The organism is Paenibacillus sp. MMS18-CY102 (assembly GCF_009789195.1).
Classification (GTDB): Bacteria; Bacillota; Bacilli; order Paenibacillales; family Paenibacillaceae; genus Paenibacillus_T.
The window spans coordinates 55,227-74,755 of sequence record NZ_WSTC01000008.1; the positions used below are offsets into that span (position 1 = coordinate 55,227).

Sequence of the window (19,529 nt, forward strand, 5' to 3'; positions counted from 1 at the left end):
CCTTTATTAGTGGGATGACATATGCTCTTGCAGGCTTACAGGCTCCATCGCGACGAAAGGTTTCTCAATAATGGCTGCATAGCTGATCTGGTTGCCGGGGTAATTGCGCATGCGCCAGCCTTCCATGTTCGCATTGCCGCCATATAGCGGATCACTGTATGCGCCTTCCAGCGTATTCGCACGCAGCATTTTGAAGAAACCGCTCGGTGAAATCGTCGTAATCTGCGGCTCATCCGCTTCGAATGCTTTTAGCACGGTGTCCTGTTCCTCGGGCGCCAGCTCGACGAATTTTTTTTGCAGCTTGGTTTGGCTGTAGTTGTTCAGTTCCCGAATGCCAATCTCATAAATTTCCCGGCGCTTCAATCGGCCTTGGTAGCCCTGTACCTTTTCTCCTTGGAAGAAGGGAGGCGACATATATTCCCGGGAGTTAAAGCCATAATCGCCTGCAAGCTGATGATCGATGAAGAACGCAACCCCTAGCGCGCTTGCGCCTGCACCATTGTCGTCTGCTGGGTAGATCCGTTCCGTTGCAGCGTTTACAATTGCAAATTGCTCCGGCGTGAAGAACATGAGCGCCCGGTTAAAATTGCCTGGTGTCGCCGGTTTTGGCTCTGTTGTGCCAGTATCGGTGTTCTTCTCCGGTTCATTCGTATCTTTACGCCCAATCAGTGCGCCAATCGCGCCGCCAACTACGGCGCCGCCAAGTGCAAAGCCCGAATTGACGAGAAATTGGCGCCGGGAGGGCTCTTTGACTTCAGATGGCCGGCGTTTTCCATTATTGTCATTCATAACAGTCCACCTCCAGTAATTCTTATTCCGTGATAGTATTTTCCTCTGTGTTTCATTTATACATTAGCCCGCGCAGTGCCACTCTAGTCTTAAGACCCTATATTCTGTACACCAATGATCGGAGGAATTTAGCATGGCACATAGGTTTAAAATCGCTGCAAAAGCAACGGCAGCAGGATTAACGGCGGCTGTTGCATTAGCTGGATGTGGCGGGCATTATGAACGTGATGAGCTGCCGCAGCTAACGGCGAAGTCCGCTATCCCGCATGATCATGAGTTGCAACGCAACGTTCAGATGCAGCAGCATGATTCTTATCTCATCCCAAGCGCTGACCGAGACAAGCAGCTAACGACGAACAGTATCGGTAACACAACGTACGGACTAGGCACAAATGTGTACAGCAGAATCGGCAGTTCAGGCTTACACAGCGGCGGGTTTTCCTCGCATCTGGAGTCACGATTAAGCAGTGAGGGGGTTCAAGGGGTTAAAGTGTTCGTTGTTGATGATCTGGTCATCCTTGCTACGGACAAGTCAGTTTCCTCAGGCTCACATTATGATCCGCTTCAGCAGAAGGTATTAAGTGGAGGCGTCGGGCAAGGAAATGAACACAATAGCCGAGTCAGTTCGGTCGGTGAACCTACCGTGCGGTTAGCTTCGGCCTCTAACTTAGCGCAGGCTTCCACGGCTATCCAATCCATTCTTGGCGTGAAAACGAAAGTGTTGACGGTCGAGTCGGCCGAAGCTGTGAAGGTTATTAGCAAGCTTCATCGCGATACAACCGAAGGGGCAGCTCCAAGGGAGATTGCGAAGGGGATACGAACGCTGTTCGAATTGGCGGGCAAATAAGGAGCAGAGTGATGAGTTATTGTTAAAGAGCTTCCACTACCCATTTGTGGAGGCTTTTTATTGCAAGTATGTTAGTGGAGAATGCAACAAGTTTTACAGCACAACCATACGGATAAAAGTTGGAAGTTGACATGAAACCTTTAGGTGTCATATACTCCAATGTGAAACCAAAAGGTTTCCTAATTCATCTTGATAGGAGAACTTATCCATGGACCACAACCACACTGCAAATCAATTGCCTGATATCGTACAAACACTCGTATTGAAAGCGCCGATCGAGAAGGTATGGAACGCGGTAGCTACAGCTGAAGGGATCGGGGCATGGTTTATGCCGAACAATTTTGAGCCGATTCTCGGCTATGAATTTGAAATCAATGCGGGGCCATGGGGCAATTCCCCATGCAAGGTGACGGAGATCGATCCGCCAAATGGGCTTGCTTTTATGTGGGGCAAGGACTGGACGCTCCGCTTTGAGCTTGTGGCGCAAGGCGAACACACCCAGTTTACATTGACGCATAGCGGCTGGGGAACGGAAGGCGCTACCGAGTTTGGCGAGCCGCATTCTGTCGTGCGTGACCGCATGAATGGCGGCTGGGTCGGCATCGTACAGAAGCTTGCCAGCTACGTGCGAGAGTAATATGCCCCAAGGATCATCCTCAGCAAAGCCAGATGTTTTCCAAGCAATCGCGGACCCGACTAGGCGCCATTTGCTGCAGCTTCTCGGAGAGGAGGAATTGCCTGTCACGACGATCGCGGGACAATTTCCGATGACGAGGACGGCCGTTTCGAAGCATTTACGCATTTTGACGGATGCGGGGCTTCTGAAGGAACGTAAAGTCGGGCGCGAAACACGGTACAAGCTTGAGCCAGAGCCGTTGCTCGAATTAAAACGATGGTTAGCTTATTATGAGCGGTTCTGGGAAAACAAACTGCTGGCCCTTAAGCGATTTGTGGAACAAGACGACGAAGAAGGGCAATGACTGGCTCATAGGATTAGTTTTAACACCAGGATTATTGCGTCTAATCAGTTGCCTAATCATCCCTTCCCGTATTATGCTGTTGGTTACGAAGCAGCGAGTAGGGGAGAGATTGAATCATGAGCAACAGCGAAATGCAGTCCTATGAAGTGTCCATCAATTTGTATAAGGATTGGCTGGATACAGTCAAGGAAGTATTCCGCGGATCAGGCATGCTTGAAACGTTAACTTTGCCTGATGATGAAATTGCATTAGCTTATTTCCTTCAGACGGCTTCCGATGAAGCTGAAGCTGAGCAGCAAAGAATTGCGAATGAAGAGCGCCTGAACACGATCGAGCAGACGATTCGCACGCATCTGGGCGATGTAATCGTTCCGGATATACGCAAGCGCACAGGTTATGAAGGTCATACATTTGAATTTAATTGGGTGTTTAACCAAGGTGAACATATCGTCGAGCACCGCTCGTCTTATCGGATCCCGCTTGAAGGATAATGTAATGGTTTGCTGTAGGCGCGCCGAAGCTGCGTACACCTTACACCGTTGCCTAATTCCGCCGCTGCCGTTGCATTCTATACAATGGCAGCGGTTCAAGCAACACAATTACGTGAAGTCATTGCAGTTTATACAATGAGTTAGTCTACTTTATTGCATAATTAGGTCTATTGCGCCATATTACTTGGTTGTCATTGCACAGACTGCAATGGCGGCCTTTTTTGCGAGAACATCGGCATTTCTCGTTGTATGTTTTGCAATGAAGGCAGCATGCATAGCCGTAAATGTGTGTAATGCGAGCTATTGTGCTCGTATTGTGACGTGTGCGTCATGCTCACCTGTGAGCAAGCAATGTGTAGTTTGGTGCGCAGTTGTGCGTATGCTGTGCATGGTTGTCGCATGCACGCATTGGACTAAAAGCCAAAAATGGCGGTGCAGGGATAACCTCCCTGGCACCGCCATTTCTTGTTTTTTGCCGATTGCTCAAGATTGCCATTCGCCTATCCCTTCGGATTGCGAAGCTTAGCGTTGCCAATCGTCTGCGGGATTGCCATGTGGAGCAGACGGGATTTGATTCCGCCGATCCGCTGGGAGGCGTATATGCCGGTATGCAATGAACAAATCCATGCCACCATACAGCCAATGAACAGGTAGAGTGCACCTTCAGTGCCGAATAGCTCCAAGCCCATAACAAAGCATGCAAGCGGTGTGTTTGCAGCGCCGCTAAATACGCTTATTAGCCCAATCGCTGCCAGCAGCGGTACGGACACATGCATGAAACCAGCCAATGCGCTGCCTAGCAAAGATCCGATCGCGAATAATGGCGTAACCTCTCCGCCTTGGAAGCCTGCACCTAGTGTGACGGAGGTAAACAAGGTTTTCCAAGCAAACGCAATTGGAGACACTGCTTCATGAAACGATTGCGTGATCAACGGCAAGCCAAGCCCGATATAATCGCGGGTTCCAACGAGATAGACGAGTGCAATGACTGTTATCCCGCCTACGAAGCTTTTGGCAGGCGCGTAAGGAAGGAAACGAGCAAACCAAGCTTTTAAGAAATGTGTCAACTCGCTGAACACTAGGGCAGCAAGCCCAAACAAGACAGAAGCGCCAATCACTTTCGCCAGCAATGCAACGGATAAGGAGGGGACGATGCCAATCGAATAGTGGGCATGTGCCGTACCCCAAGCTCTCGTCACCTGATCAGCAACAATGCTTGTGATCAGGCAGGGGACAAGCGCTGAATACCGCCACCGGCGGCCGCGGACAATAAGCTCAATGCCGAATACAGCTCCTGCAAGCGGCGTTCCGAACACCGACCCGAACCCACTGCTGATTCCGCATAACAGAATAACACGGCGTTGTTGCGAGCTTAGCTTAAACCAACGCCCTGCCTGATCGGCTAAGCTTCCGCCAATTTGCACGGCTGTCCCTTCACGCCCAGCGGATCCCCCAAACAAATGTGTCATCCATGTTCCCAATAGTACGAGTGGCCCCATCCGCAGCGGGACACGCACCTCGGACTCTTCATAAGACTGCTCTAGAAGCAGGTTGTTCCCCTTAGCGGCAGCACCGCCATACTTCAAATATAGCCAACTGATAAGAGCGCCTCCAGCAGGCAACAGCCATAGCAGCCAAGGATGGCTTAGGCGCGCGTCCGTGACATGATCTAGGCCATATAGAAATAAGGAAGATGCTGACCCAACCATTCCGCCTGTAAGCAAACAGAGCAGTAGCCATTTCATGCCGATCCCGAGCTTGTTCACCGAAAAGTACTGACTCAATCTGAATCCCTCATCCCACATCAATAAGTGCGTTCGTATCAAATGGTCTCATTGTAATGGACGGCCTGCTTTTACGTCAATTCCATAAGCCTCCTGACATGAAGGCTGAAACAATGTAACAAAATAAATTGACGAACCAGATCGTTAGGAGTAATATAATTCGCATACCAACTATTCATGTAATAACTATTCGTGTAAGAACAATTAAGGGAGGAGGAGGTCCCATTATGGGGGAATTTCAGCGTGTGCATGATGTGTTTGCATCGTTTCGCGAAGTGAACAAAGCTTTTTACCATACGTTATCCAGTGCAGCACATGAATATGGCGTCACGCCCGTCCAATATTTAGTGTTGAAAACGTTGGATCAATGCCCTGATATCGGTTTATCCGAGCTTGCTGAATTAATTTACTCAACGAACAGCACATCGAGCGGGGTCATTGAGCGAATGGTGAAGGCGGGATGGGTTTCTCGTGAACGCTCAGAGACGGACCGAAGGTCTGTGAAGCTGTCGTTGACGGAAGAAGGGAAGGAGCTTTGGTCGAAAATGTATGAGACAAGGCTGAAGCGCCTTCTCCCACTGCAGCAGACCTCAGAAGAGGATCATGCAACGTTATTGCGGATTCATAAAGAAATTGTATCTATTCTAAATAAAGCAAAAGAGGGACAGAGCCATGAGTAATTCAGCAGGAGCAGCCTTTCGGAGAGGGCCAATCGTCGCCTCTCTGCTTATCGCGGCATTCGTTGCCATTCTAAGCCAAACGTTGTTAAACGTTGCGCTTCCAAGCATTATGGATGATTTAAACGTCAAAGCAAATACAGCGCAGTGGCTCTCGACAGGCTACATGCTTGTAAACGGCGTACTCATTCCAATTAGCGCGTATTTAATCGAACGGTTTTCCACTCGTAAGTTGTTTATAACCGCTGTCAGTTTGTTTACCGTCGGCACTTTAATAAGCGCATTAGCGACCTCATTTGAGATATTGTTGACCGGCCGTATTGTCCAAGCAGCAGGTGCAGGCATTCTGATGCCGCTCATGTCTATCGTATTCTTAACGATCTTCCCAATTGAGCAGCGGGGCAAAGCGATGGGCATGATGGGGCTTGCGATGATCTTCGCTCCAGCAGTTGGCCCGACGTTATCGGGTTGGGTCGTAGAGCATCATTCGTGGCGCGTCCTGTTCTACATCGTGCTTCCGATTTCGTTGTTTGGTTTGATTTATGGCGCGATTTCGATGAAAAATGTAACACGTAACGCAAAGTCAAACTTGGATATTCTCGGGGTTGTTCTTTCAACATTAGGCTTTGGCGGTTTGCTCTATGGCTTTAGCGACGCCGGCACGGATGGCTGGAACAGCACTACTGTTATTACAAGCTTGATCGTGGGCGGCTTATCGCTGATCTTGTTCGTATGGCGGGAATTGACGGTCGAAAAGCCTATTCTCGAGATGCGCGTTTTCAAATACAGCATGTATTCCTTAACGACAGTCATTAATGTCATCGTTACGATGGCCATGTTTTCTGGCATGATCTTGCTTCCGATTTACTTGCAGCAAATTCAAGGCTTCTCGCCATTGAAATCAGGGCTGCTTCTGTTGCCTGGCGCCATTCTGATGGGGATTATGTCGCCGATTACCGGCATTATTTTCGATAAAGTAGGCGCCCGGTGGCTGTCGGTTGTGGGCCTTATTATCACGGTGTTCACGACATATGAATTTAGCCAACTGACTTCGGATACGACATATAATCACATGCTCATCATGTATTCGCTTCGCATGTTCGGGATGTCGATGCTCATGATGCCTATCCAAACAGCCGGCATGAACCAGTTGCCGCAACGATTGAATGCGCATGGTTCCGGCATGTCGCAAACGCTGCGTAACGTCGCTGGCGCACTTGGCACAGCGTTCCTCGTTACGATCATGTCCAATAAGACGGCATCCCAAGTGAAGCATTTGGTTGCGGCGAATGGCATTGATCCTTCGGATAAAGAAAAAATGGCTGGTGTCGTGCACGAAGCAACAATTTATGGCATCAACCACTCGTTCGTCGTTGCAACGTGGATGTCAGTCGCTGCGCTCGTGCTTGCATTCTTCATTCGTAAAGTGAAGCCACATGAAGAACCGGCCAAGGATCCGCAGCCAACAGCGCAGAGCTAAGGCTAACGTTCTTTTCGCTTATTCATCCAACCTCCAATGCCGCCGTTAAAGGTATTGGAGGTTTTTGCGTTTCCCACAAGTACTGCCGCGTTGTCATATGCTATACTTTAGCTAATAAATGGGACAGGTGACTGGCAGAGAGAGCAGGTGGGGAAATTGATATTAGCGGTAGAAGAACGTGATCGGCTTGTTCAGTTGTTGAATGAGCAGCAAAAGAAATACATTTCGGAATCGTTAATTCGCGGGCGCAGAACGGTGTTTGCTAATGAGATGGCAAAGCAAAAGGGCTTTCACATCCCAGAGGATACGGATGCTGCGCAGATCGAGCTGCTGCTTAACGATTGGATATATACAGGGTATGTTGACGCTGGAATGGTTTCGCCTGATTTGCGCTGCGAATGCGGCAGGCCGCTTCGTTACCAGCACCGGGTTGAGCATAAGGAAACGGGCGAAGTGAAGCATTTTGGCATTGAGCATTTGAAAGAGCATCTGGCGATTGACAGTTCGGTTGTATCAGCGATTAAGAAAGGCTTTGAAGCGATTGATTATGAGCTGGACGAACTGTTAATCAAGCTAAATGGCGGGTGGAATCAAGATCCTGAGCTAGTGGTAACGGATCGATTGCCTGATGATGTTGCAGCACATCTTAGGCTAGGCCTTCCTCTATTGGAAAGGCAAGTGAATCGCCTGCGCCAAATTCGTACAGCCTCCCAGCCGAGCCGCCCTAAGCCTGCAATTGAACAGTCCCCGGCCGCTGCCAAAGTTACAATCTTCGATGAACCGTTGGATTTGTTTGCATGGCAGGAGCAAGTGGAGCAAGCAGAGGAACAGAAGGAATCACCTGCATGGGAGCTGCAATACGGTTTACAGGCGCCAACACGCCGTTATTTGCAAAGCGGGATGAAGAGCGCCCGAGTCATTTGCGAGCTGCTCATCACGGAACACGGTGCGAGCGATCTTAGGTTTCTAACAGGAAAACCTAGGCTTTATTTGAGCGTTTGCTCGTTTATCGAGTCGCTGGACGGCGTACAGCCGGAATATGTTGGCCAAGAGGACCGTTGCTATATTTTCCAGAAACCGCTAGACAATTGAATCTATTTGGAGGGCAAACCATGATCGAATCGATTCCATCTTTTATTTCCGATGCACATGTGACAGAAGATATTTTTGCAATTCAAGCAAAAGAAGATGATACGGCAGAGGTCATGGCGCTGCTCATCCAGACGGCCGAATGGTTTAAGCGCAATGGTTCAACACAGTGGAGCGGATTGCTGCAAGGCGAGGATTCGCATAACACGAAGGATGCTATCGTCCGGGGGCAAGTATATGGGTTTAGAAGCGGAAGCCGTGCGAACGCGCTTGCCGGCATTGTAATGTTGCTGCAGCAGCCAAGCGCATGGGACCGCGAGCTATGGGGCGAAGAGGGACACGAAGGAGCGGCCTATTTGCATCGGCTTGCGATCTCACGTGATTTTGGCGGCATGCGCCTAGGTGAGCATATCATGCAATGGGCGGAGCGCGGGGTTCGTTTCCCCGGACAAGATCGGATTCGGTTGGATTGCATTAATTCGAACCCTTTCTTGAACAGCTTTTATCGTAAAGCAGGCTATAGCTACATGGGAGAAGCGTTCATCGCCGTTACCTCACTAGGCTTCAGCAAATTCGAGAAAGTGGTATCACGATAATAGAAGAATGTAAATCATTTGTTCATATAAAGGTTGCGATTCATCGCGGCCTTTTTTGCATGCGCATATATTCCGATATTGTAAAATGTAGTATAATTCCAAATAGTTAGATCGCTATGGTATTTCGTGATTGCATTTACAACATTAGGTTAGGAGCGAATCACTTGGCCAATCGTGCGATTGCTTGTTTAACTATTGTTCGTCAAATGAATAGCGGGGACATACTTACGATACATGAAGCGTTGGGCCAAATCGGCAGGCAATTATCTGTGGAGGATGTTGCGTGCTGCTGGCGGGAAAACTTGTCCGGCGATCGGATCACGTTGCTCGCCTACCAAGGAGACCAGCTAGCCGGATGGTCGCATCTTCTTGCCACGTCAGCCTATCCAAGCTTTGCGGTGCAAGGCATTCCAGAAATTCAGGACCTCATTGTGTGGCCAACCATGCGGAGGCAGGGCATAGCGAAAGCGCTGATGGCTGAGATCGAATCGATCGCTTTTCGCAAATTTGGCATCGTCGGCCTAGGGGTTGGATTGTACGCGGATTATGGCATTGCGCAACGTTTATACGCAAAACGCGGTTATTTGCCTGATGGTCATGGGATTATGCACCGTAATGTTTCAGTAAAACCAGGGTTTGAATTGCAGGTAGATGATGATCTATTGCTTTACTTGACCAAGGAAATGCTGTAAACGAAAGGTACGGTGGTGAAGCGGCAGTCGTGGGATGCGAAAGCGCCCAAAGCTGCCGTTTCACGTAATAAGCTCAGCCAAACTTGGTTTGACAGGCTTAGTTGTCTGATATATAGTTGTTATAACAATTATTTTGGGTTGCAAAAAGGATGTGTGTTGATGTGCCAATAGATCACAAAGGCCTAGAACGGTCGATCGGTTTCATGACTGGCATGACGTATCGCAAGCTCTCGGCACTGCTGCAAAATCGGCTAAAGCCATTCGAGATTACACCGGAGCAATGGTCGATTTTATACCAGATTGACCGTGCAGATGGCTTAATACAGAAAGAGATTGCGGAACGGGCTGGCAAGGACAAGCCGACGACAACGAGAATATTGGACTTGCTTGAGGAGAAAGGGTTGATTTTCAAAAAAGCAGGCACGAAGGACCGGCGTTCCTTCCTCGTATACATCACGGATAAGGGCAGGCAGATGATGCAAGAAACGCTGCCTATTGAGAAGCAGGTAGTAGCAGAAGTGAGATCATGCATGACACCTGAAGAATATGACACCTTAATTCGATTAATCAGCAAAATATCCGACCAAATTGACAGCATGATTGAAGACAACTAGGAGAGATGAAGATGTCACATCAAGAATCCGCAACTAGATTATGGACGGTATCTTTTATCGCGCTTTCCGTAAGTTCATTTTTATTGTTTTTCAATTTACAAATGTTATTATCCTCGTTCCCAACCTACGTTAAATCGGAGTTCGGCGCTGGCGATCTCGGGGTGAGCCTCGTTACAAGCGTGTTCGCAGCATCAGCTATCATAACCCGTTTTGGAACAGCCGTGCTTATGCGTAAGCTTCCTCGTGCAATGATTTTGTACATCGGTGTCGCACTCGCCACCTTAACGACAGCATTATATGTCGCAGCTGGCTCTATTGGCTCTTTGCTTGCCATGCGGGCTGGCTACGGCGTCGGTTTCGGCATGGCGAGCACGATCATTCCTACGCTTGTATCGCAAATTATTCCAGCCGCTAGAATTGGAGAGGGCATTGGCTATTTCGGCTTGTCTTCAAGCCTTGCCATGTCGATGGGGCCGGCTATCGGGATGAACGTGATGAAGCACGCAGGTTTTGGCACGCTCGTTGCAGCAGGTGCTGCGACACTCCTGTTCATCGTGCCGTTGCTGCTCATCACACGAGCGATACCGCCACAACCCAAACTTCAGAACGCTGCTCCTGCGATCATCGCCCATCATGCAAAGCCTAGAAGCATTCCCATACCGCTCCTGTTTCCTGCACTGCTCAATACGTTGCTTTCCATCACGTATAGCGGCTTGTTGAGCTTTATTGCTTTGTTCGGGCAATCGGTTCATCTGGAGCAAGTTGGGCTGTTTTTCTTGTTCAACGTCATTACGATCCTAATTGTAAGGCCGATATCAGGCAAATTGTTCGATAGCCGCGGCCCCGCAACTGTCCTTATTCCTGCTGCAATTAGCGTTATTGCTAGCATGCTTGTGCTTGCCCATACAGTGTCCATGCCGATGCTTGTCCTATCTGCGTTGTTATATGGCCTTGGATTTGGCGCCATTCAGCCGACACTGCAAGCATGGATGATCCGTGTTATGCCGAAGGAGAAGCATGCAGCTGCGAATAGCATGTTCTATAACTCCACCGATTTTGGCGTTGCGATTGGGGCTCTTTTGCTTGGGGCGATTTCATCTGCAACCTCCTATAGTGTGATGTACCAATACGCTGGTGGCTTTATGGCGTTATTCCTCATTTTATTCGTTACCTATTTGCGGTATAATGGAGTGATGGAGTTTACGAACGATGTGGAGGCATAGCCCGATTGACAACTTATCCGTTTGAATTTGATCCCGGTACACCTTTCATGCAACAAGCAAGCGATTGGATTGCTGACGTATTTTATGAATTGCTTCCGGAAGCTGGCTTTGAGGTACGGGATGAGCAAATCTACATGGCATTCCAGCTCGAACGTGCGTATAACGAGAAAGCGACTATTTTCGCTGAAGCCGGTGTTGGGACAGGCAAAACGCTCGTCTATTTGCTCTATGCAATTACTTATGCACGATACACCCGCAAGCCGGCCATTATCGCCTGTGCGGACGAATCCTTAATCGAGCAGCTCGTGAAGCCGGAAGGCGACATTGCGAAGCTGGCACGGCATTTGAACTTAACGATCGATGCGCGCCTTGGCAAGTCACCCGATCAATATATCTGTTTGAATAAGCTAGATGAAGCTCGCGTTAATGCGGAGGAAGCAGTAGTATTCCGCGATATTTATGATAGCTTGCCTTCATTCGTTCATCGGCCGGACACGATGCAAGCTTTTCATCCTTATGGCAATCGCAAAGATTATCCTGAGTTGGCAGACGCGGAGTGGAACGAAATTGGCTGGGACGTATTCCAGGATTGCTTAGTATGCCATCAGCGCCATCGGTGCGGCCAAACGCTCTCGCGCGAGCATTATCGCAAGTCGGCGGACCTCATTATTTGTTCGCATGATTTCTATATGGAGCATGTATGGACGTATGATGCGAGAAAGCGCGAAGGGCAATTGCCTTTGCTGCCGGAGCATAGCTCGGTCGTCTTTGACGAAGGGCATTTGCTCGAAACTGCTGCACAACAAGCGTTGACGTACAAGCTGAAGCATTCCTTGTTCGAGAGCATCGTCACCCGATTGCTCGATGGTGAGGTGCGAGAGACGCTTGCGCTTGCTATCGAAGAAGCGATCTATGCGAGCGAATCGATGTTTAAACTGCTGGAGCAGCATAGTGTTGCCGTTCCGGCGTCGAATCGCAAAGAAATTGTTTTAAACGATTCGCTGATTCGCGAAATCAACCGTTTTAGCAGCCAGCTTGCGGTGATTGAAGAGGAGCTGGTATTTGAGAGCGGCTTATATACGATTGACGACTATCAGCTCAAAATCGTAGAAGAGCATCTCGAGATGATCCAGCTTGCGCTTTCTCTGTTCAAACAGCCGGAGATGCTCATTTCGTGGGTCATGGAGGACCAGGACGGCATTACGCTGGTCATCATGCCGCGTAAGGTGAAAGAGATTTTGCAAGAACGCGTATTTGCCCGGAAAATGCCCGTCATTTTCTCATCGGCGACGCTATCGGTTGATGGTTCATTCGATTATATTGCGCACAGCTTAGGCATTAAGGATTATCTGTCGTTTACTGTCGCGTCACCATATGATTATGCCGAGCAAATGAAAACGGCGCTTCATGCCGAATCCGAGAGCCATTCTGCTCAAAAGATGCAATCAGTGCTAGCCGGATTGCAGAAATCGGAGGGCGGTTCCCTTATTTTATTCCCATCCTTCGAGGAGCTAGAGCAATTCCGGCGCGATCTGGCGCAATATCCAGAGGCGAAGGAGATTCGGTTCTTGTTCGAGGGCTCTGCGGAAATTAGCCACCTGATCTCTACGTTCCAAAACGATGAACGAAGCGTTTTATGCGCGGTTACGCTATGGGAAGGTTTGGACATCCCAGGGCCGTCGCTTGCACATGTCATCATATGGGCGCTGCCATTCCCGCCAAACGACCCGGTCTTCGCTGCGAAGCGGAAGGATGCGTCTGATCCATTCCATGAGGTTGACATGCCGTATATGCTGCTGCGATTAAAGCAAGGTGTAGGCCGGTTAATTCGTACGCGAGAGGATCGTGGCGATGTGGCTATATATGGCGAGCAGCTTAATCGTCACGATGTACTGGAGCAAGTAGAGAAATTCCTGCCGCCTGGCGCAGAGAGGATGTCAGCATGCTAACGATTACGGAATATAGCGTAGAGTTTATTAAAGATCCGTTCGGCATTCTTGCCGGCAAACGATATGAGTTTATTCTCGATCTAGACGTGCCCGATGACGATGAGCTTTATCAAGAGCTAGGCGTGTACGCGCGTGTAATCTATAGCTTAGAAGAGAGTGCTTCCCGCATCGTTCGGTATGAGCTGCGCGAGCGTTCGACGGACCGTTATCTCGAGATCGAACTCGAGGATGAGGAGCTTGCGGTCCTTGCAGATTTTTGCCGAGAGCAGTTGGCATCCGGAGAGATTAACTAAGATAGCGTTAAATTAAACGAAATAAGTTGCCGTGGACGGCAGCAGTTCGATATAATAAAGGAACAAAAGCATACGCAAGAACTGGAGGAGCCTGTCATTTACGGGATACCTCTGTTCATGGAAGGGGAGACTGTATCTTACAGTCTCCCTTTTTGCGTTATACAGCATTCATTTATTTATAAGAAAGGCGTGATGGGATTGGCTATTTTCTTAACCCTCGTATTAGTTATTGCAGCAACTAAGCTGGCCGGAGACTTGGCTGTACGCATCGGGCAGCCTTCTGTGCTTGGCAAGCTGCTCGCAGGCATTCTGCTTGGCCCAGCAGTGCTTAATTGGATCGAACCTAGCGCATTGATCCATGATTTCTCAGAGATAGGCGTCGTATTGCTGATGTTCATAGCGGGGCTTGAGACGGATTTAGATCAACTCAAACGAAATTGGAAAGCCTCTTTCGCCGTTGCGATAGGCGGAATCGTACTGCCTTTCATCGGTGGCTATGGGGGCGCACAAGCAATGGGGCTGGCAAATGCCCATTCCATCTTTATTGGCTTGTTATTATGTGCTACATCCGTAAGCATTTCGGTCCAGACGTTGAAGGAAATGAACCAGCTTCATTCGCGGGAAGGCACAACGGTACTCGGTGCTGCAGTCGTTGATGATGTCATTGTCGTGCTGCTGCTGGCCATTATGATGAGCATGTTAGGCGGAGAGTCAGACGTCTCGTTGTCTATGGTGTTTATCAAAAAAGCTGTTTTCTTCATCGCCATCCTGCTGGCCGGTTGGTTTGCCGTTCCGTATGTGATGAAACGTTTGTCTGCAATCCATGTAACAGAAGCTGTCATGAGCCTTGCGCTTGTGTTCTGTTTGTTGTTCGCGTACTTCGCTGAGAAGATGGGCGTGGCAGGCATTATTGGCGCTTTCGCAGCAGGCATCAGCATAGCACAAACCCCTTTCAAGCATGAAGTTGAACAAAAGGTTGAGCCGATTGCCTATACGTTGTTCGTCCCCGTTTTTTTCGTTAGCATCGGCTTAAATATTACGTTTGCGGGCCTAGGCAGCCAGATTGTATTTCTCGTCCTCATCGCTCTGATCGCCATCGCTAGCAAATGGTTAGGAGGCGCGCTGGGCGCACGCATGACCGGATTTGGCAATCGGTCTTCGCTTGCCATCGGAGCAGGCATGATTTCCCGTGGAGAGGTGGCGCTTATTATTGCAACGACCGGGCTTGAAGCGAGCTTGCTTCCAGAGCAGTATTTTACATCGATCGTACTGGTAGTTATCATAACGACGCTTGTTACGCCACCGTTACTCAAAATGATGTTTCGTTCACAACCTAAACTCAAAAAAATAACAAATTAATACAAATTCACATCATATTGTATTGTTTTTTCCAAAAGAGGTTATTTTAAATACAGCTTAGCGATAAGCAAGTTCCTAACACGAAGGGAGATGTTTTAAATGGCAAATACTACTTATATGGTGGTTTGGCCTTAAAACTGAATAGCAGGCATATGTGAAAAATGCGGGGAAATTCCGTGTTATTTGGTATGCCATCCTAAGTAACCTTTCGTGAATATTGCTGTTTGCAGATACGATGAAGGTCGTATCTTTTTTGCGTCCTAATGCCGCGACAGCAGCTTCTTTTGAGGCTGCTTGACCGTGGCATTTTTGCGTCCAAAAAACAACATGAAGGAGCTAACAAAAAAGCATGATGGATCTGAAAAAAAATAGGTCGTCGCAACGAACTACGCTCCAAAAAATCTATGAAATGAAGAGCAGCTTTGTGTAGGTAATTTAAATTTCCATATGTATGCAACATATTGGCTTCAAATCCAGTCTATTACGTTCGAGTGCGAAGATGGAACGCTAGAGTGGGAGGTTATACATTGAAAAATCATTTTAAAAGAACTGCCCTTTATGCAGTAGCAATTAGCGCAGCAGTAATGTTGAACGGAATCGGAGAGGTTAAAGCACAGGCTGGGAGCGATCTCAATACGAGCTACACTGATGGTGCATGGTTTGGCACAGAGAATACCGTGCCACAAGCTAAGCCCAAATGGTCTGTTGATATTAGCTTGCCTACGAATGTCTCACAAGAGCGAGCAACTGCGGTAATCGCAAGCGGCAATGTCGTGTTCGTGAAGGAAGGAGCTCTAAAGGCTAAAAATGTAAAGACGGGGAAGGATGTTTGGACATTTGGCAAAGACCTTAACATTGGAGGGCTTCTAACTGATGGTCGCGTGATCTACGCTTACGGGGACAATGGGAAGCTCTATTGGGTTGACGGCGCAACCGGGAAAAACGGCAGATCCTATCAAGTATTTGATTCGAAGACCAAGAAGGTGGGACAAGAGATTTTTGGCATTAGCGTTGTGAACGGTTCATTATATGCTGCTTACGGCGAAGGCGTTGTATCCGTGAGCACTTTAACCGGCAAGGAAAATTGGCGCAATGAAACCATCCCTGCCTTTAGAGCACCTTATATAGTGAATGGTACGCTCTTGATAGATACCATCGAATCGGGAGCCATTATGTATGGCACTTCCTATGCGGTTGATCCTAATACGGGCAAGACCAAATGGAGCTTGCCAGGCAGCCACTCTGCACTGATACATGCAGACGGTGATAAGTTATATTACGAGGATCAATGGCCGAATATCGATGATCCACAAAAACGTATCGATGTATTCTCACTTCGTACTGGAGAAAAGCTGCAAACGTTAGAATACATGCCGATTCAGGAAGATGGATATTCTGGCACTCAGTCTTTTGGCAGTGTAAGGGCAGATGGCCAGGATCTTTATATTACATCCCCAAAAAAGGGTGTATACCGCTACAACTTGAACGCTGATCCCAAAGTTGTAAAGCCTGCTTTCATTCAAGATAATGGAACATTTATTGCTGGCCCATACAATGGCAAGCTGTTTTTCGTTGACCCTGACAATAGGGGGCTACATGCCCGCAAAACCGTCGATCAATCCTCTGTTTCCATTGAAGGTGTCAACAACCCGATTAGCCAGCTTAATCTGATTAATTCAGGCATCTATGTCGGCCAAACTGATGGAACGGTCTATGCGATAAACGTGACGACGGGCAAAGCTTTATTCCGCTACCAAACAACCGCTCGGGCATACGGCGCTTTCCAGACGGTTGGAGATACGCTGCTTGTACAAGCAGAAAACAAGCTTTATGTATTCGCTTTGCCTGCTGAATTAACGAAACCGCTCAAAGCTTCTGCGGAGCAAGCGAGCGGCTACAGTAAAGCACAAGCGAAGCTAACAATTGATGGCGTCGAGAAAACGTTCGAGCCAAGCATGATGACGGCTGCTAACCGGATGCTCGTACCATTCCGATTTCTAACGGAAGCTGTGGGAGCTAAGTTGACATTTAATAATGCAACGAAGCAAGCAACCGTTACGTACGGGGATCGTGTGTTCACCATCGCGGATGGCTCCCCTTATGCAGTTGTGGGAGGCGAACAAACGGCGCTTTCGTTAGCCCCTGTTACGTTGAATGGGAGCTTATATGTACCAGTCAAAGACATCGGCACGCTGTTAGGCATATCTGTAAGTTGGAATGCCAGTACGCGAACGGTTGAGGTCAAAACGAAAGCATAATGCATTTTAAGCGAGCAGGCATTGGCGGACAACGTCCCGAAAATTACAGTTGCAATTTGTGCTGACGGGTGTATAATTACGAGTAATTTCATATCGGAACTTTAAATTCGATGAAGAGAAAGAGTACGTGTTCGACTGATCCGACAGAGAGTTGGGATTGCTGAAAACCAACGTTCAGGCGATAACGGAAAGCCATCTCCGAGAAGCGGGCTGAATTACAGTAGGCTTAGCCGCTATTCCAGCGTTAACCGGAACACATATTGATGGATATGTGAGCAAAGTGCTGTTTGCCTATGGCGACGGAACTAGGGTGGTAACACGGGTGAAGACTCGTCCCTTTACAGGGACGGGTCTTTTTTGTTTTTTTACAAGAGGAGGAACGTAATGATGATTCAATCAATCACGCAGCCAACCAATCGCATGCTTACGGTGGAGGAGCGCCTGTCCACGCTCGTAAGGGAAATGAAGCCTTCGGGCATCCGCAAATTTTTTGATCTTGCTAACGGACAGAAGGATATGATTTCGCTTGGCATAGGGGAACCGGATTTCGTTACGCCCAAAGCTGTCCGTGAAGCTTGTATCGTCGCTCTGGAGAAAGGGCAGACGTCCTATACATCCAACGCGGGGATGCCGGAGCTACGCGAGGCCATAGCGGAATACGTTGCGACTAGCTGGAACGTGAAATACGATCCGGCGGATGAAGTGCTCGTCACGGTCGGGAGCAGTGAAGCCATTGATCTGGCGCTGCGTGCATTGATCGAAGCAGATGATGAAATTCTAATACCGGTTCCTTGTTACATCTCTTATTCGCCCATTACAGCAATCGGCTGCGGGAAGCCGGTACAGATTGAGACGTACGCAGAGCAGCAGTTCAAGCTGATGCCCGATGCGCTGCGTGCTGCGATTACTCCGAAGACGAAAGTGTTAATCGTGTCTTATCCAAACAATCCGACGGGCGGCATCATGACGTACGAGGATTGGCTGCCAATCGCCCAGATTGTAGAGGAGCATAATCTGATCGTCATTTCGGATGAAATCTATGCAGAGCTAACGTATGATAGCAAGCACACTAGCTTCGCATCGTTGCCGGGCATGAAGGAACGGACATTGCTTATTAACGGCTTCTCCAAAGCTTTCGCGATGACAGGATGGCGCGTAGGCTATGCTTGCGGGCCAGAACCATTGATCGCAGCAATGCTCAAAATCCACCAGTATACGGTCATGTGCGCACCGATTCTGGGCCAGATTGCAGCATTGGAGTCGCTACGAATCGGGATGGATGAGAAAGATAAGATGGTGGAGAGCTATGATGCGCGGAGAAAGCTAATTGTCGATGGTTTCCGCCAGATCGGGCTGCCCTGCCATGAACCGTTTGGATCGTTTTATGCGTTCCCATCGATTGCCCGTACCGGGCTAAGCTCTGAGCAGTTTGCCGAGCGGCTTCTGCTGGAAGGCAAGGTTGTGACGGTGCCGGGGCACATATTCGGCAAGGGAGGGGAAGGCTTTATTCGCTGCGCTTATGCGACTTCTGTTGCGCATATCGATGAAGCTTTAACCCGGATGGAGCGTTTCCTGAAGACGATCTAGCTGATGCGCTCAGATCGCATAGATGCTGTGCAAAAGGAGGCAAAAAGATGAGCCGAAGCCGAGATAATATAAGCGTTCCGTATGGTTATGAGCCGCCTGTGGATGCAAGCAAAGGGACGATCATTTACTACGATGCATTCGAAGATTCGACGGATGGGGAATTGGATGCTGCCGCAGATCTGGCGCAGCAAATGGCATTCCGCAAGCTTGTGCTATATCCGCTTCATGAAGCGACAGGCAAGCGCATGTTTGATGAGCCGCTTTCGCCATACTATAAACGGGTGGATCGGCTGCATGAATGGCGCCGCGAGCGTGATGATTCCTCAATCATTGTTGAGGGGCTGGAGGGCAAGCGCAAAAAATATACGCCTTTCGAAAGTGCTATGCGGCATATAGCTGAAACATACCCATCCCCGCACTTTGTGTATGTGACGCCAAAAATGGCGAATTTACTCGCTTCCTACGCGACATTCGAGGAATGGATTGTAAAAATCCGGCTCGTCTTGTCGGAAGAGCCATCGGCCGCAACGCTGCATCCGCGTTTGCAGAAATACGCCCACCGCTGGCGCGTTGCGGAAAATGGCGAAAAATGAAAGAACATTAAGATTCTCTCCTTATTTTGACTTTTCATAACCATAGAGCGTACAATGAGTTTACGCTTAATTATCGACGGCATGTCGATAAGCGGGGGAACCAGTCAATTGGGGCGAATCGGCGGCAATGCCGCGAAGGGTACCATCTTAACCCGAGCCCGTCAGCTAACCTCGTCAGCAGTGGATGGGTCTATGAACCGACATTAGATGACGCTCAGACCCTAACTT

Annotated in this window: 19 protein-coding genes, 1 riboswitch and 1 other annotated feature; of the genes, 17 read left to right on the forward strand and 2 right to left on the reverse strand. The window is 48.8% G+C overall.

The window, feature by feature from the left end; translation table 11 throughout:
• Window positions 1-6: 6 nt before the first annotated feature.
• Window positions 7-789, reverse strand: coding sequence for a gluconate 2-dehydrogenase subunit 3 family protein (locus GON22_RS07670; RefSeq protein ID WP_160395527.1), 783 nt, complete (start codon window positions 787-789; stop codon window positions 7-9).
• Between the two features lie 133 nt (window positions 790-922).
• On the opposite strand from GON22_RS07670, the gene GON22_RS07675 reads away from it, so the two are divergent.
• The 4 genes from GON22_RS07675 to GON22_RS07690 all read left to right on the forward strand — a co-directional run bounded on the left by GON22_RS07675 (window position 923) and on the right by GON22_RS07690 (window position 3,107).
• Window positions 923-1,636, forward strand: coding sequence for a hypothetical protein (locus GON22_RS07675; RefSeq protein ID WP_160395528.1), 714 nt, complete (start codon window positions 923-925; stop codon window positions 1,634-1,636).
• Between the two features lie 208 nt (window positions 1,637-1,844).
• The gene (locus tag GON22_RS07680) at window positions 1,845-2,273 is read left to right on the forward strand and encodes an SRPBCC family protein (RefSeq protein WP_160395529.1); all 429 of its coding nucleotides are present in this window, start codon (window positions 1,845-1,847) and stop codon (window positions 2,271-2,273) included.
• Window position 2,274: 1 nt separating this feature from the next.
• On the forward strand, window positions 2,275-2,616 hold the full coding sequence (locus tag GON22_RS07685) for an ArsR/SmtB family transcription factor (RefSeq protein ID WP_160395530.1): 342 nt from the start codon (window positions 2,275-2,277) through the stop codon (window positions 2,614-2,616).
• A gap of 116 nt (window positions 2,617-2,732) precedes the next feature.
• On the forward strand, window positions 2,733-3,107 hold the full coding sequence (locus GON22_RS07690; protein WP_160395531.1) for a hypothetical protein: 375 nt from the start codon (window positions 2,733-2,735) through the stop codon (window positions 3,105-3,107).
• A 500-nt stretch (window positions 3,108-3,607) separates the two neighbouring features.
• Here GON22_RS07690 and GON22_RS07695 read toward each other — a convergent pair whose 3' ends face one another.
• Window positions 3,608-4,852 (reverse strand): voltage-gated chloride channel family protein, encoded by a 1,245-nt coding sequence (locus GON22_RS07695; RefSeq protein WP_442954363.1) that lies wholly within the window; start codon window positions 4,850-4,852, stop codon window positions 3,608-3,610.
• A 266-nt stretch (window positions 4,853-5,118) separates the two neighbouring features.
• On the opposite strand from GON22_RS07695, the gene GON22_RS07700 reads away from it, so the two are divergent.
• From GON22_RS07700 to GON22_RS07760, 13 genes are all read left to right on the forward strand, one after another.
• The gene (locus tag GON22_RS07700) at window positions 5,119-5,571 is read left to right on the forward strand and encodes a MarR family winged helix-turn-helix transcriptional regulator (protein WP_160395532.1); all 453 of its coding nucleotides are present in this window, start codon (window positions 5,119-5,121) and stop codon (window positions 5,569-5,571) included.
• A complete protein-coding gene (locus GON22_RS07705; protein ID WP_160395533.1) occupies window positions 5,564-7,048 on the forward strand; it encodes a DHA2 family efflux MFS transporter permease subunit in 1,485 nt (494 codons plus the stop codon). Before GON22_RS07700 ends, GON22_RS07705 begins: the two co-directional genes overlap by 8 nt.
• Window positions 7,049-7,195: 147 nt before the next feature.
• On the forward strand, window positions 7,196-8,140 hold the full coding sequence (locus GON22_RS07710; protein ID WP_160395534.1) for a DUF3895 domain-containing protein: 945 nt from the start codon (window positions 7,196-7,198) through the stop codon (window positions 8,138-8,140).
• Between the two features lie 20 nt (window positions 8,141-8,160).
• Window positions 8,161-8,733, forward strand: a complete 573-nt coding sequence (locus GON22_RS07715; protein WP_160395535.1) for a GNAT family N-acetyltransferase — start codon at window positions 8,161-8,163, stop codon at window positions 8,731-8,733.
• A 164-nt stretch (window positions 8,734-8,897) separates the two neighbouring features.
• Window positions 8,898-9,425: a GNAT family N-acetyltransferase gene (locus GON22_RS07720; RefSeq protein ID WP_160395536.1), complete on the forward strand. Its 528-nt coding sequence runs from the start codon at window positions 8,898-8,900 to the stop codon at window positions 9,423-9,425.
• A 161-nt stretch (window positions 9,426-9,586) separates the two neighbouring features.
• A complete protein-coding gene (locus tag GON22_RS07725) occupies window positions 9,587-10,039 on the forward strand; it encodes a MarR family winged helix-turn-helix transcriptional regulator (protein WP_336604276.1) in 453 nt (150 codons plus the stop codon).
• A gap of 11 nt (window positions 10,040-10,050) precedes the next feature.
• Window positions 10,051-11,262: an MFS transporter gene (locus GON22_RS07730; protein ID WP_160395538.1), complete on the forward strand. Its 1,212-nt coding sequence runs from the start codon at window positions 10,051-10,053 to the stop codon at window positions 11,260-11,262.
• A 5-nt stretch (window positions 11,263-11,267) separates the two neighbouring features.
• Window positions 11,268-13,211 carry an ATP-dependent DNA helicase gene (locus GON22_RS07735; protein ID WP_160395539.1) on the forward strand — a complete coding sequence of 648 codons (1,944 nt, stop codon included), beginning with the start codon at window positions 11,268-11,270 and terminating at the stop codon, window positions 13,209-13,211.
• On the forward strand, window positions 13,205-13,504 hold the full coding sequence (locus GON22_RS07740; protein ID WP_160395540.1) for a DUF6509 family protein: 300 nt from the start codon (window positions 13,205-13,207) through the stop codon (window positions 13,502-13,504). Before GON22_RS07735 ends, GON22_RS07740 begins: the two co-directional genes overlap by 7 nt.
• 198 nt (window positions 13,505-13,702) lie before the next feature.
• Window positions 13,703-14,863, forward strand: a complete 1,161-nt coding sequence (locus tag GON22_RS07745; protein WP_202113138.1) for a cation:proton antiporter — start codon at window positions 13,703-13,705, stop codon at window positions 14,861-14,863.
• A 527-nt stretch (window positions 14,864-15,390) separates the two neighbouring features.
• A complete protein-coding gene (locus GON22_RS07750; protein WP_160395541.1) occupies window positions 15,391-17,121 on the forward strand; it encodes a stalk domain-containing protein in 1,731 nt (576 codons plus the stop codon).
• A 101-nt stretch (window positions 17,122-17,222) separates the two neighbouring features.
• Window positions 17,223-17,462, forward strand: a binding site (T-box leader).
• A 46-nt stretch (window positions 17,463-17,508) separates the two neighbouring features.
• Entirely contained in the window at window positions 17,509-18,708 is a 1,200-nt protein-coding gene (locus GON22_RS07755) for an aminotransferase class I/II-fold pyridoxal phosphate-dependent enzyme (RefSeq protein ID WP_442954364.1), read from the forward strand.
• 47 nt (window positions 18,709-18,755) lie between these two features.
• Window positions 18,756-19,301 carry a hypothetical protein gene (locus GON22_RS07760; RefSeq protein WP_160395543.1) on the forward strand — a complete coding sequence of 182 codons (546 nt, stop codon included), beginning with the start codon at window positions 18,756-18,758 and terminating at the stop codon, window positions 19,299-19,301.
• Window positions 19,302-19,354: 53 nt separating this feature from the next.
• A riboswitch (cyclic di-AMP (ydaO/yuaA leader) is annotated at window positions 19,355-19,497 on the forward strand.
• Window positions 19,498-19,529: the final 32 nt, after the last annotated feature.

Coding starts and splice junctions, on each gene's coding strand:
- GON22_RS07670 (WP_160395527.1), bottom strand. CDS start 789: ATGAATGACAATAATGGAAAACGCCGGCCATCTGAAGTCAAAGAGCCC.
- GON22_RS07675 (WP_160395528.1), top strand. CDS start 923: ATGGCACATAGGTTTAAAATCGCTGCAAAAGCAACGGCAGCAGGATTA.
- GON22_RS07680 (WP_160395529.1), top strand. CDS start 1,845: ATGGACCACAACCACACTGCAAATCAATTGCCTGATATCGTACAAACA.
- GON22_RS07685 (WP_160395530.1), top strand. CDS start 2,275: ATGCCCCAAGGATCATCCTCAGCAAAGCCAGATGTTTTCCAAGCAATC.
- GON22_RS07690 (WP_160395531.1), top strand. CDS start 2,733: ATGAGCAACAGCGAAATGCAGTCCTATGAAGTGTCCATCAATTTGTAT.
- GON22_RS07695 (WP_442954363.1), bottom strand. CDS start 4,852: ATGAAATGGCTACTGCTCTGTTTGCTTACAGGCGGAATGGTTGGGTCA.
- GON22_RS07700 (WP_160395532.1), top strand. CDS start 5,119: ATGGGGGAATTTCAGCGTGTGCATGATGTGTTTGCATCGTTTCGCGAA.
- GON22_RS07705 (WP_160395533.1), top strand. CDS start 5,564: ATGAGTAATTCAGCAGGAGCAGCCTTTCGGAGAGGGCCAATCGTCGCC.
- GON22_RS07715 (WP_160395535.1), top strand. CDS start 8,161: ATGATCGAATCGATTCCATCTTTTATTTCCGATGCACATGTGACAGAA.
- GON22_RS07730 (WP_160395538.1), top strand. CDS start 10,051: ATGTCACATCAAGAATCCGCAACTAGATTATGGACGGTATCTTTTATC.
- GON22_RS07740 (WP_160395540.1), top strand. CDS start 13,205: ATGCTAACGATTACGGAATATAGCGTAGAGTTTATTAAAGATCCGTTC.
- GON22_RS07755 (WP_442954364.1), top strand. CDS start 17,509: ATGATTCAATCAATCACGCAGCCAACCAATCGCATGCTTACGGTGGAG.
- GON22_RS07760 (WP_160395543.1), top strand. CDS start 18,756: ATGAGCCGAAGCCGAGATAATATAAGCGTTCCGTATGGTTATGAGCCG.